The organism is Micromonospora sp. NBRC 110038, assembly GCF_020884815.1.
In the GTDB taxonomy this organism is placed as follows: domain Bacteria; phylum Actinomycetota; class Actinomycetes; order Mycobacteriales; family Micromonosporaceae; genus Micromonospora; species Micromonospora haikouensis.
On sequence record NZ_BBOL01000002.1, the window covers coordinates 182,772 to 195,706 of the forward strand.

Annotated in this window: 9 protein-coding genes; 4 read left to right on the forward strand and 5 right to left on the reverse strand. The window is 76.3% G+C overall.

The annotated features are described in order from the left end of the window. The first annotated feature begins 70 nt into the window (after positions 1-70). The 4 genes from LPU61_RS08460 to LPU61_RS08475 are packed head-to-tail and all read left to right on the forward strand — an operon-like array spanning position 71 to position 3,293. A complete protein-coding gene (locus LPU61_RS08460; protein WP_043965823.1) occupies positions 71-1,135 on the forward strand; it encodes an ABC transporter substrate-binding protein in 1,065 nt (354 codons plus the stop codon). Next, complete coding sequence (locus tag LPU61_RS08465) at positions 1,132-1,911, forward strand: ABC transporter ATP-binding protein (protein ID WP_043965821.1); 780 nt, start codon at positions 1,132-1,134, stop codon at positions 1,909-1,911. The genes LPU61_RS08460 and LPU61_RS08465 overlap by 4 nt, the downstream gene beginning before the upstream one ends. Further along, positions 1,901-2,782, forward strand: a complete 882-nt coding sequence (locus tag LPU61_RS08470) for an ABC transporter permease (RefSeq protein WP_043965819.1) — start codon at positions 1,901-1,903, stop codon at positions 2,780-2,782. The genes LPU61_RS08465 and LPU61_RS08470 overlap by 11 nt, the downstream gene beginning before the upstream one ends. A 1-nt stretch (position 2,783) precedes the next feature. Beyond that, the gene (locus LPU61_RS08475; protein WP_043965818.1) at positions 2,784-3,293 is read left to right on the forward strand and encodes an Rrf2 family transcriptional regulator; all 510 of its coding nucleotides are present in this window, start codon (positions 2,784-2,786) and stop codon (positions 3,291-3,293) included. A gap of 107 nt (positions 3,294-3,400) precedes the next feature. Here the strand turns inward: LPU61_RS08475 and LPU61_RS08480 are convergent, their stop codons facing one another. From LPU61_RS08480 to LPU61_RS08500, 5 genes are all read right to left on the reverse strand, one after another. Next, on the reverse strand, positions 3,401-3,622 hold the full coding sequence (locus LPU61_RS08480) for a hypothetical protein (RefSeq protein ID WP_043965817.1): 222 nt from the start codon (positions 3,620-3,622) through the stop codon (positions 3,401-3,403). A gap of 222 nt (positions 3,623-3,844) precedes the next feature. After that, positions 3,845-5,257 carry a DEAD/DEAH box helicase gene (locus tag LPU61_RS08485; protein WP_043965815.1) on the reverse strand — a complete coding sequence of 471 codons (1,413 nt, stop codon included), beginning with the start codon at positions 5,255-5,257 and terminating at the stop codon, positions 3,845-3,847. A 197-nt stretch (positions 5,258-5,454) separates the two neighbouring features. Next, positions 5,455-5,658, reverse strand: coding sequence for a cold-shock protein (locus LPU61_RS08490; RefSeq protein WP_043965813.1), 204 nt, complete (start codon positions 5,656-5,658; stop codon positions 5,455-5,457). Between the two features lie 229 nt (positions 5,659-5,887). Further along, positions 5,888-9,364 carry an ATP-dependent DNA helicase gene (locus tag LPU61_RS08495; RefSeq protein ID WP_229404650.1) on the reverse strand — a complete coding sequence of 1,159 codons (3,477 nt, stop codon included), beginning with the start codon at positions 9,362-9,364 and terminating at the stop codon, positions 5,888-5,890. 37 nt (positions 9,365-9,401) lie between these two features. Continuing rightward, a complete protein-coding gene (locus LPU61_RS08500) occupies positions 9,402-12,809 on the reverse strand; it encodes an ATP-dependent helicase (RefSeq protein WP_374199644.1) in 3,408 nt (1,135 codons plus the stop codon). Positions 12,810-12,935: the final 126 nt, after the last annotated feature.

The following is a 12,935-nucleotide window of genomic DNA, read 5'->3' on the forward strand; positions in this document are numbered from 1 at the left end:
CTTGACGCCGCCCGAACGCTGCCCCAGTCTTCCTACCAACTAAGTAGGAATACTGCGGATTGGACAGACGATGAGACGGCTACCCCTCCGTCGGACGGTGACCCTGGCCGCCCTCGCCGTGCTGGGCGCGGCGACCCTGGGAGCCACCGCCGCCTGCGGCGAGGACGACGGCGCGGCTGCGGGCGGCTCGGGCCCGGTCACGCTCCGGCTGGGCTACTTCCCCAACATCACCCACGCCCCGGCGGTCGTCGGGGTGGAGAAGGGCATCTTCGCCGAGAAGCTCGGCGGCGACGTCAAGCTGGAGACGAAGACCTTCAACGCCGGCCCGGCCGCCATCGAGGCCATCTTCTCGGGCGCGCTCGACGCGACGTACATCGGTCCCAACCCGACGGTCAACGCGTTCTCCAAGTCCAAGGGCGAGGCGGTCCGGGTGATCTCCGGCGCGGCGTCCGGCGGCGTGGCCCTGGTGGTCAAGCCGGAGATCACCTCCGTCGAGCAGCTCAAGGGCAAGAAGATCGCCACCCCGCAGCTCGGCAACACCCAGGACGTGGCGCTGCGCTACTGGCTCAGGGAGAAGGGCCTCACCGCCACCAAGGAGGGCGGCGGCGACGTCAAGGTCGTCCCCCAGGAGAACGCCCAGACCGTGGAGACGTTCAACAGCGGGACGATCGACGGGGCGTGGGTGCCCGAGCCGTTCGTCTCCCGGCTGGTCAACGCCGGCGGCAAGGTGCTCGTCGACGAGCGCGACCTGTGGCCGGACAAGAAGTTCGTCATCACCAACCTGATCGTCTCCACCAAGTTCCTCAAGGCCCACCCCGACGTGGTGAAGAAGCTGGTCGAGGGCCAGGTGGCGGCCAACGAGTTCGTCAACACCAAGCCCGACGAGTCGCAGCAGGCCATCTCCGACCACATCGGCAAGATCACCGGCAAGCCGCTGGACGTGAAGCTCATCAAGCAGGCGTGGCCGACGCTGGAGTTCACCAACGACCCCATCGCCTCCTCGCTGAAGGCCGGTCTGGACCACGCGGTCGCCGTCGAGCTGACCCAGCCGGTCAGCCTCGACGGGCTCTACGACCTGAAGTACCTCAACGAGGTGCTGAAGACCCAGGGCAAGCCCGAGGTCACCCAACCATGACGTCGACCACGACGACGCCCCGCAGCGCGACCGGCTCGGTCGCGCTGCACGGCGTGACCAAGGTGTACGGGCAGGGCGAGCACGCCGTCCTCGCCCTGGACGGGGTCTCCCTCGACGTCGCGCCCGGCGAGTTCGTCTGCCTCGTGGGCGCCTCCGGCTGCGGCAAGAGCACCCTGCTCAACCTGGTCGCCGGCCTGGACAAGGTCAGCGGCGGGCGGATCGAGCTGGGCGACGGGGTCAACCCCGGCCTGATGTTCCAGGAGTCCGCCCTCTTCCCGTGGCTCACCGTCGAGGGCAACGTCGACGTGCCGCTCAAGCTGCGCCGGCTGCCCCGGGCACAGCGCCGGGAACGGGTCGCCGAGCTGCTGCGCACGGTGCACCTGGCCGAGTTCGGCCGCAAGCGCCCGCACCAGCTCTCCGGCGGCATGCGGCAGCGGGTCGCGCTCGCCCGCACCCTCGCCCTGGACACCCCGGTCCTGCTGATGGACGAGCCGTTCGGCGCGCTCGACGCGATGACCCGCGACATCCTGCACGACGAGCTGGAGCGGATCTGGGCCGAGCGCAAGCTCACCGTGCTCTTCGTGACGCACAACGTCCGGGAGGCGGCGCGGCTCGCCGACCGGATCATCCTGCTGTCCAGCCGGCCCGGCCGGATCATCTACTCCACCCGGGTCGACGTGCCCCGGCCCCGACGCATCGACTCCCCGGAGATCGCGTCGATCGCCGCCGACGTCACCGACCGGCTCCGTACGGAGGTGGGCCGCCATGGCCAGTGACACGATCGCCGAGGCGCGCGCCGACGCGGAGATCTCCGGGCTCGACGCGCTGGAGATCGCCGGCCGGCAGAAGACGACCACCCGGGCCGCCACCATCTGGGCGTCCACCTGGCCGAAGCTGGCCGCGCTCGCCATCGCCATCGCCGCCTGGCAGGTCGTGGTGTGGGCGGAGATCTGGCCGCCGTACTCGCTGCCCGGGCCCGGCCCGGTGTGGCAGGAGCTGGTCCGGCAGGCCAGCGGGGCGCAGCTCTGGGACGGCCTGGTCACCACCCTGCGCCGGGCCGCCCTCGGGTACGTCTTCTCCGTCGGCGTCGGCCTGCTGCTCGGCCTCGCCGTGGCCCGGTTCCGGGTGCTGCGGGCGGCCATCGGCTCGATGATCACCGCGTTGCAGACCATGCCGTCGATCGCCTGGTTCCCGCTGGCGATCCTGCTGTTCGAGCTGAGCGAGAAGGCCATCTTCTTCGTCGTGGTGCTCGGCGCGGCCCCGTCCATCGCCAACGGGGTGATCAGCGGGGTGGACTACGTGCCGCCGCTGCTGCAACGGGCCGGGCGCAACCTCGGCGCCCGGGGGCTCAACCTCTACCGGTACGTCATCGCCCCGGCCGCCCTGCCCGCCATCGTCGCCGGGCTGAAGCAGGGCTGGGCGTTCTCCTGGCGCAGCCTGATGGCCGGCGAGCTGATCGTGGTGGGCATCTCGCAGACCTCGCTCGGCGCGCAGCTGACGTACGCCCGGGAGCTGGCCGACGCGCCCTGGCTGCTCTCCACGATGATCGTCATCCTGGTCGTCGGCCTCGGGGTCGACGCCGCGTTCGGGGCCGCGGACCAGGCCATCCGCCGCCGCTGGGGCGTGCTGGACCAGGCCGGGCAGTGACATGTACGTCTCCGCGCGCAGCGACTACGCGCTCCGGGCCATGCTGGCCGTCGCCGCCACGGCCCGCGGCTCGGGCCCCGCGCCCGGCGGCGAGCTGGTCAAGGCGGCGGCCCTGGCGGAGAGTCAGGCCATCCCGCTGAGCTTCCTCCAGGGCATCCTGCTCGACCTGCGGCGGGCCGGGCTGCTGTTCAGCCACCGGGGCACCGACGGCGGCTACGCCCTGGCCCGGCCGGCGACCGAGATCAGCGTCGGGGACGTGCTCCGCGCGGTCGGCGGGTCGCTCACCTCGGTGCGCGGCCTGCCGGCCGAGGTCGCCGGCTATCACGGCGTGGCCGCCGGACTGCGCGACGTGTGGCTGGCGGTCGACGGGGCGATCGCCCTCGTGGTGGACCGGACGACCCTGGCCGACCTGCTCACCGGGGAGGGCCGGGAGCCGGCCGCCCGGGACGGGGCCGCGGCGACGGCCGGGGCCGCCGCCGCGCCCGTCGCCGACCCGGTCGGCGGGGCCTGACCGGCCGGTCCACCGGCGAGGCGGTGCCGGCTCAGCGGGCTGGGCGGCACGGGCTCGCCGGCTGGTCGCCGGCCGGCAGCAGCACCCCGGCAGTCGGAGGTGCGGGCTCAGCCGGCGGACCGGTCGGTCACCCCGATGACGGCGCCGGTGAGCTTCGCGTCCGCCCCGTCCGGGTTGTGCAGCCCCACCACCCCGGCGGGCTGTCGGGCACTGCGGGTGGGATGCCACGGCGAGAAGGCCGCCGCCGTGGCGAGCAGCAGCCCCGCCCCCGCGACCGCCAACACCACCAGCAGCTCCCGTGCCGCCCCCGACTCGACGTCGCCCGTCATGGTCTTCCTCCCCCCAGCAAGGCCGGTCCCCACCGGCCGTGTTCCCCCACGGCTAGCATCTTCCACCAGGCGCGCGGGCGACAGTCACCGATCGGACCCGCGCCTGCCTGATTCCCGACTCAGTAGCCTGATTATCGACTCAGCCAGGAACCGGGGCGCGGTCCGCGACCGGCGAGTGGGGCAGCCAGGAGCCGGGGCACGGCCCCTCCGAGCGGCGACGGGTCAGGCGGAACGGGGGCGACGCGGGCGACGCGACCGGCCCGACGCGCGGTGCCCGGTGCGTCGCCCGTCACCGCCCGCCGCGTCACGGCCGGCCGGGGTGTCCCCCTGGGCACCGGCGGAACGGGGCGTGCCGCCGGACGCGGCGGTGCCGTGGGCGGCGCGGGCGGACCGGGAGCCCCGGCCGGATGCCGCCGGGGCGGACCGCTGCGGCGGCGGGGCGACGACGGTCACCGGCACACCCGACGGCTCGCGGGCACCGGTGACCCGGGCCAGCGCCGCCTCCTCGCCGGGACGGACCTGGGTGGCCTGCGGCCGGATGCCGGCGGTGGCCATCAGCCGGGACACCTCCCGGCGCTGCTCGGGCAGGACCAGGGTGACCACGGTCCCCGACTCGCCGGCCCGCGCCGTGCGCCCACCCCGGTGCAGGTAGTCCTTCGCCTCGGTCGGCGGGTCGACGTTGACCACCATGTCGAGGCCGTCGACGTGGATGCCCCGGGCCGCCACGTCGGTGGCGACCAGCGCGGTCACCTGACCGGTGCGGAACTGCTCCAGGATCCGGGTGCGCTGCGGCTGGGACTTGCCGCCGTGCAGGGCGGCGGCCCGCACGCCCTTGGCCAGCAACTGGCGGGCCAGCCGGTCGGCGCGGTGCTTGGTGCCCATGAACAGGATGGTGCGGCCCTCGCGGGCCGCGATCCGGGTCAGCGTGGCCGGCTTGTCCTCCGCCTCGACGTGCAGCACGTGGTGGGTCATCGCGGTGACCGTGGCCGTGCCGGGGTCGACGGAGTGCGAGACCGGGTCGGTGAGGAACCGGCGGACCAGCTTGTCCACGCCGCCGTCGAGGGTGGCGGAGAAGAGCATCCGCTGGCCGTCGCCGGCCACCTGCTCCAGCAGCTTGGTGACCTGCGGCAGGAAGCCCATGTCGGCCATCTGGTCGGCCTCGTCCAGCACCGTCACGGCCACCTGGTCGAGCCGGGCGTCACCGCGGTTGATCAGGTCGTGCAGCCGGCCGGGGGTGGCCACGACCACCTCGGCGCCGGCGCGCAGCGCGTCCGCCTGCCGCCCCAGCGACAGGCCGCCCACCACGGTGGCGACGCGCAGTCCCAACACCCGGGCGTACGGGGCGAGCGCGGTGGTCACCTGCTGGGCCAGCTCACGGGTCGGCACCAGCACCAGCGCCAGCGGACGCCCCGGGCGGGCGCGGCGGCCGGCGGTGCGGTGCAGCAGCGGCAGCCCGAAGGCGAGGGTCTTGCCCGAGCCGGTGCGGCCCCGGCCGAGAACGTCCCGGCCGGCCAGCGAATCCGGCAGCGTCGCCGCCTGGATCGGGAACGGCTCGGTGATGCCCTGCGCGGTCAGCTCGGCGAGCAGCGCGGGCGCCAGGCCGGTGGCGGAGAAAGAGGGCAGAACGGTGGTCATGGAAAAGCCTTCCTCGACGCGGCACGTGTCGAGGAAGGGCGCCGGGATGGCGCTGTCGACCGGCGGACGGGGCCGCCGGGACTCGCAAGCACGAACCGAATGGGGTCGTGGCCGGCCCGCCGCACGAGGGGCGGACCGGCCACGTCGTCACGCCCGGAGGGCGCGACGGATGTTACGGGTGGAACGGGTGCCGGAGATCAGAGCGGACGGATGTTCTCCGCCTGCGGGCCCTTCTGGCCCTGGGTGATCTCGAACTCGACCCGCTGGTTCTCGTCCAGGCTCCGGTAGCCGGAGGTCTGGATCGCCGAGAAGTGGGCGAAGACGTCGGCGCCGCCGCCGTCCGGGGTGATGAAGCCGAAGCCCTTGTCAGCGTTGAACCACTTGACGGTGCCAATTGCCATGTGTTTCGTCTCCTTGACGGAACGTCGGACCCGCACCTGTTGCGGGCCCGAAGAGGAGCGCTCCGCGCGGGATGCGCGAATCGCCTGTCGCTTCTGGTCGCCCCGCCCGGAGAACTCCGGACACAACAAAGAGCGCCTGGGGCCACAATCCGCCAGGCGCACACAGAGTCTCTGGGAACCATAACTGCAACGCAGCAAGGCTAGCACGGATCTCGTCGCCCGTCGCCTGTCACCGGGAATTTGCCGGCCGCTGGCCGCCCGCCGGGGCGTCGGCGCTCGTGGGGACGTGGTCGCGGCCGGCCTCCGGCACGCCCGCGACCAGCGCGGTGAGCCCGTCGGCGTCCAGCAGGTCCGCCGGGCGGACGGTCACCCCGTCCCGCACGTAGTGGAAGGCCGCGCCGACCCGGTCGACCGGCACCCCGGCCAGCTCGGCCCAGGCCAGCCGGTAGACGGCGAGCTGCACCGCCGCCGCCTCGGCCTCCACCCCGACCGGCTGCCGCCCGGTCTTCCAGTCCACCACGTCGAACCGCCCGCCCGGCCGGGCGAACACCGCGTCCATCCGGCCCCGCACCACCACCCCGGCGATCACCGTGGCGAACGGCACCTCCACCTCCACCGGCACCCGCTGCGCCCATTCGCCGGCCAGGAAGCGCGCCTGCAACTCCGCGAGAGCCTCGTCCGGCGCGGCGTCGGCGTCGGCCGCCCCGGGCAGCTCGTCCACGTCGAGCAGCCGGTCCGCGCCGAAGCGCTGCTCCAGCCAGGTGTGGAACGCGGTGCCCCGCCGGGCGTACGGGTTCGGCGCGCTCGGCATCGGCCGGCGAAGGGCGCGGGCCAGCTCACCCGGGTCGCGGCGCAGCGCCACCAGCTGGGTGACGGAAAGCTGCCCGGGCAGGACCACCTCGACGGCCCCCGCCCCGGCGACCAGCTCGGCCCGCTCGGCGAGGAGCAGGTCGGCCTCCCGCCGCCAGCGCGCCACCTCCGGGTCCTCGGCGACGACCGGCCCCCGCTCGTCGCCGGCGCGGCCGGAGCGTCCACCCGGGACGGCGGCCTCGCCACCGAGGGCGGCCGGTGCGGCGTCCGGGTCGGCGAGGAAGCGGCGCACCAGCGCGGCGGCCTCGGCCAGCGCCGGACGACGCCCGCCCAGCGGATCGGCCGGCCACTCGGCGCGCAGCACCACCTCCGTGGTCGGGTTCACCGCGTCACCGGCCGGCTCCGGGGCCCACCGGTCCACCAGCAGCCCGTCGCCGTCGCCGGAGCACGCGTCGTGCACCTCCCGCAGGAACGCCGACGGGCCGCGCGGGCGCTTCGTCCCCTCGCCCCACCAGTAGCCGGAGCAGAGCAGCAGCCGCCGGGGGCGGGTCACCGCCACGTACGCCAGGCGGCGCTCCTCCCGCTCGTCGTGCGCCCGCCACGCGTCGGTGAAGTCGGCCAGCGCCCGCGCCACCGCGCGCTGGTCGGCGGCGTCGGCCAGGCCCAGCTCGGGCAGCCCGTCGGCGTCCCCGCGCAGCGGGAACGGCAACACCCCCAGCCCGCCCAGCCAGTGGTCGGAGTTGCGCACCGGACCCGGCCAGACGCCCCGGCTCAGCCCGGCGACCGCCACCACGTCCCACTCCAGGCCCTTCGCGGCGTGCGCGGTGAGGATCTGCACCGCGCCGTCGACCACCTCCACCTCGCCCGGAGCGAGGCCGCGCTCCTCGTCCTCGGCGGCGGCCAGGTAGGCGAGGAACCCCGACAGGGTCGCCGCCGGGGACTCACCGTTGAACCGGGCCGCCACGTCGCCGAGGGCGTCCAGGTGGCCCCGGGCCAGGCCGGCGTCGCCGGTGCCGTCCCGGCCCGCCCGCACCGCCACCTCCACGTCCAGGCCGATGGTCCGCTCCACGTCCGCGATCAGCTCCGGCAGCGTCTGGTCCAGGCGGTACCGCAGCAGGGCCAGCTCCTCGCCGTACGCGCGCAGCCGCGCGTAGCCCTGGTCGGAGTACGCCTGGGCCGGCCCGAGGTCGGCCAGCGCCTCCACGAGGGTGGCCTCGTCGAGCAGGTCCACGGCGATCTCCGGCTCGTCCCCGGCGGCGAGCCGGCGACGCTGGGCGGCGATCGACCGGGCCCGCCGGTGCAGGGCCACCAGGTCGCGCGGCCCGATCCGCCAGCGCGCCCCGGTGAGCAGCCGCAGCAGCGCCGCCCCGTCGGTCGGGTCGGCGAGCACCCGCAGGGTGCACACCACGTCCCGCACCTCGGGCGTGTCCAGCAGCCCGCCCAGCCCCACCACCTCGACGGGCAGCCCCCGGGCCCGCAGCGCCGTGGCCAGCGCCGGGATCTGGCTGCGCAGCCGCACCAGCACGGCGGTGGTGGGCCGCAGCGGCACCGGGACGTGCTCGGGCAGCGCGCCCGGCATCCCGGCCGCCCCCCGCCACGCCGCGAGGACGCTGTCGGCGATCCAGTCGGCCTCGTCGGCGTACGTCGGCAGGAGCGCGCAGTGCACGGTGCCGGCGGCCAGGCCACCCGGCGTGCGGTGGCCGATCGGGTCCTTCACGCTCAGCGCGGCGCGCAGCTCCGGCACCCGGGCGCCCGCCGCCCGCAGCGGCGTGGCCAGGGCGTTCGCCACCCCCAGGATCTCCGGGCGGTTACGCCAGCTCGTGGTGAGCCCCAGCACGGCGGCGGGCGTGCCGTCGGCGCGGGCGAACTCGGCCGGGAAGCGGTCCAGGGTGCCCGCGCTGGCCCCGCGCCAGCCGTAGATGGACTGGCAGGGATCGCCGACGGCGGTCACCGGGTGACCGCCGCCGAACAGCGCGTTGAGCAGCACCACCTGGGCGTGGCTGGTGTCCTGGTATTCGTCGAGCAGCACCACCCGGAACCGGTCCCGCTCGATCGCCCCGACCGCCGGGTGGTCGCGGGCCACCCGGGCCGCCCGGGCGAGCTGGTCGGCGAAGTCCATCGCCTCGAAGTCGTCCTTGCGCCGGCCGTACGCGCGGACCAGCGGCAGCAGCTTCAGCCGGGTCTGCTGCAGGGCGAGCGCCCTGCGCACGTCGGCGTAGACGCGGCCGGGGCGGGACTGCACGTCGGCGAAGAACCGGCCCGTCCAGGCGGCCAGGGCGTCCGGGTCGACCAGGTGCTCGTCCAGCTCGCCGGCCAGGGCCAGCACCGCGTCGGTGATCGTGCTGGGCATCCGGTCCACGCCGGTCATGTCGCCGTCGTAGTTGCGTACCAGCAGGTCCACGAGCTGCCAGCGGGACGCCTCGGTGAGCAGCCGGGTGGTCGGCTCGTACCCGGCGCGCAGCCCGTGCTCGGTGACGATCCGCCCCGCGTACGAGTGGTAGGTGGAGACCGTCGGCTCGCCGGCCAGCGGGTCGTCGAGCGGGTCGCGGCCCCGCCGCCCCAGCCGGCGCACCAACTGGTCGAGCCGGGTACGCACCCGGTGCGCCAGCTCGCCGGCCGCCTTGCGGGTGAACGTCAGGCCGAGGACCTGCTCAGGCCGGACGTACGCGTTGGCCACCAGCCAGACCACCCGGGCGGCCATCGTCTCGGTCTTGCCCGAGCCGGCCCCCGCGACCACCAGCAGCGGCTCGACCGGCGCGGCGATGATCGCGGCCTGCTCCCGGGTGGGCGCGGGCAGCCGGAGCAGCTTCGCCAGCTCGACCGGCGTGTACCGGGGGCCGAAGTCGGCGGCCCGGGGCGCCGGGGTAGCGGCGCTGAACAGGGCGGGCTGGGTCACGGGACGTCCTCAGGTCGCGACTGCGCGGCTCGCAAGCTCACTCTGGCTGCTCCCGGCGGGGGGTCGGCGGCTCGACCACCTGGCGCCCCTGCCCGGACACCGGGCAACTCGTGCGCACCGGGCAGACCCGGCACTTGGAGTTGGCGACCGCGGCGAAGGTGGCGGCGGCCATCGTATCGGCGGTGCGCCGGACCAGCGCCGTCGCCCAGCCGGCCGCCGGCCCCTGCCCCGCCGCCGGCTGGCTCTGCTCCCGGGCGTCGCGCGCCCCCGTGCCGAGCTGCACCAGGGCCGCCCCGCCGGACTCGTCGCCGTACTCGGCGAACGCCCCCGCCTCGACCGCCGCCTGGTACGCCCCGAGCTGCGGGTGCTCGCCGATCTCCCGCTCGGTGACCACGGTGGACTTGCCGGTCTTCAGGTCGACCACCACCAGCCGGCCGTCGGCGTCGACCTCCAGCCGGTCGACCCGGCCGGTCAGCTCGACGGGCCGCTGCGGGTCGTCCAGGCGCACGGCGAACTCGTGCTCGATGGCCAGCAGCCGGCGCGGGTTGCCCGCCAGCCAGCGCAGCAGCTTGTCCACCATCGCCTCGGCGCGTTCCCGCTCGGGGCCCACCATCCACCGGGCGGCCAGCTCGATCGCGTCGAACCGGGCCGCCACGTACTCCAGCAGCGCGGACCGGTCGGCGCTGGCATCCTCGGCGAGCATCGCGGCGGCGTGCACCAGGTTGCCCACCCCCTGCGCGGCGCTGGCCGGGCCGCTGCCGCCGTGCCGCTCCAGCAGCCAGCGCAGGCTGCACCGCAGGGCGCTCTCCATGCCCGACGGGGTCACCCGCACCGGCTCCCCCTCGTCGACCAGCGGCCGGTCGTCGGAGAGGCCGCGCAGCCCCCACCAGTCGTCGGGGTGCGCGCCGGGCACCCCGGCGGCGGCGAGGCGGGCCAGCTCGGCCGCCGCCGCGCTGCGCCGGTGGTAGGGCGCGGCCGGGTCGGCCACGGCGGTACGCAGCTCCGCCACCAGCGCCGGCAGGGTCAGCGCCCGGGGCGGCCCGGCCACCGGCAGGCTCCCCCGGCCGGGCTCCGCACCACCGTCGGCCGGCTCGCCGGCCCCCGCCTCGCCGCCCGCATGGCCGTCGCTCGCCACGGGGCCGGTGTCGCCACCGCCGTCCGGGCCGCCGTCGGGGGTCTGGCCGGCGGAGTCGCCGCCCGGCGTTGGGGTCGGATCCAGCTCGTACAGGAACCGGCTGGGCTGCTCCTCGTGGTCGTCGCCGCCCACCGCGGCCGAGGCGACCGCGCTGACCAGCAGCCGGCGGCGGGCCCGGGTCACGGCCACGTGGAAGAGCCGGCGCTCCTCGTCGAGCAGGGCGGAGGTCTGCCCGACGAGGACCGCCCGCCCGCCGTCACCCGGGCCCCGACCACCGTGGCCGCCGTCGCCCGGACCCTGCCCACCGCGGCCGCCGTCGCCGGCGGCCCGCCCGGTCTGGCCGATGTCGTGCCCGCCGGCGTCGCGGCCGGCGAGCACGTCCACCAGCCGCTCGGAGCCGAGCAGGCTGCCGCGCAGCCGCAGGTCCGGCCAGACACCCTCCTGCACCCCGGCGACGGCGACCAGGTCCCACTCCAGCCCCTTCGCCGCGTGCGCGGTGAGCAGCCGGACGGCCTCCCCCCGATCCGCCGTCGGTGCCAGGGTGTCGGCCGGCAGGTCCTGGCCGAGCACGTGGTCGAGGAAGACCTCGGTGCGCGCGCCGGGCAGCCGGTCGGCGAACCGGGCCGCCGCGTCGAAGAGCACCAGCACGGCGTCGAGATCCCGGTCGGCGGCCTCGGCCCGCCACCGCCGCGCGGTCTCGTGCTCCCCGGTCGCCGCCCGGCCGAGCGCGATCGCGCCCGCCCAGCGCTCCGCCAGCCCGCTGGCGTCCCACACCGCCCAGAGCACGTCCTCGGCGGTGGCGCCCGGCCGCTGGGCCGCCTCCCGGGCGATGGCCAGCAGCCCGGCCACCGCCTGCGCCGGCTCCGCCCAGTGCCGGTCGATCCCGGACAGCTCCTCCGGGTCGCGCAGCGCGTCGACGATCAGCTCGCCGGAGGGGCGGCGGTCGCCGACCGCCAGGGCGAGCGCCCGCAGCCCCTGGCGCAGCCGCCGCTCGGCCAGCGGGTCGGCCCCGCCCAGCGGCGAGTGCAGCAGCGCCACCGCCGCCTCCTCGTCCAGCCGGGCCGGCTCCAGGGCGCAGCGCAGCAGGAGCAGCAGCGGGGCGACCGCCGGCTGGAGGTGCAGCGGCAGGTCCTCGCCGTGCACCACGGTCGGCACCCCGGCCGTGTGCAGGGCCCGGCGCAGCGCCGGCAGCTGCCGGGCCGTCGAGCGCACCAGCACCGCCATCCGCGACCATGGCACCCCGTCGAGCAGGTGCGCGGCGCGCAGCGCCTGGGCCAGCCAGGCGGCCTCGCTGGTGGCCGAGCGGAAGGTGCGCACCTCCACCGTGCCGGGCGGGGCGTCGGGCAGCGGGCGCAGCCGCCGGTGGGCCGCCGGGCCACGCAGCCGGCCGGCGAGCCGCCGGGTCGCGGCGATCAGCCCCGGCCCCGCCCGGTACGACGTGGTCAGCACGACCTGGGCGGCCGGCGCCCCGGAGGCGGTGCGGAAGCGGTGCGGGAAGGCGGCCACCCCGGCCGGATCGGTGCCCCGGAACGCGTACGTGGCCGAGTCGGGGTCGGCGAACGCGACCAGGGACTTGCCGCCGCCGGCCAGCACGGCGAGCAGGTCGAGCTGGGCGGGGTCGGTGTCGGCCAGCTCGTCGACGTAGACGTGGGCGAGGCGGCGGCGCTCGGCGTCCAGCAGCCCCGGGTCGTCGAGCAGCAGGCCGGTGGCGGCCCGGACCAGCTCCGCCGGGTCGTACGCGACCGAGCCACGGTTGCTGACGTCGCGCAGCGCGAGCACGGCGACGTACTCCCGCAGGAAACGCGCGGCGGCCGGCCAGTCGGCGCGGCCCAGCCGCTCGCCCAGCCGGGCCAGCTCCGCCGGGCCCACCCCGCGCTCCGCCGCCCGCATCAGCAGGTCGCGGAGCTGGGCCGCGAACGCCCGGGTACGCAGGGCCGGCCGCAGGTCCTCCGGCCAGCCGACCGGGTCGTCGTCGGGCTCCTCGCCGACCACGTCCAGCAGCTCCCGGATGATCAGATCCTGCTCGGGGCCGGTGAGCAGGCGCGGCGACGGCTCGCCCCGTTCGGCGGCGGCCCGGCGCAGCAGCCCGTAGGCGTACGCCGGGAAGGTGCGCACCAGCGGCTCGCGCAGCACCCGCTGCCCGTCGCCGGCCACCCGGGCCTCGATCCGGCGGCGCAGGTCGGTGGCCTGCCGCCGGCCGAAGGTGAGCACCAGGACCCGCTCCGGGTCGACCCCCTCGGCCACCCGGGCGGCGACCGCCTCCACCAGCACGCTGCTCTTGCCGGTGCCCGGCCCGCCGACGACCAGCATCGGCCCGTCGGTGTGCGCCACGACCTCGGCCTGCACCGGGTCGTCCCGCCACCCGTCGCCCCACGCCGGCCCCGCCGCGCCACCCCGCTCGCCGTCGCCCGGCCGTGCGCCATCGTCTTGCCGCGT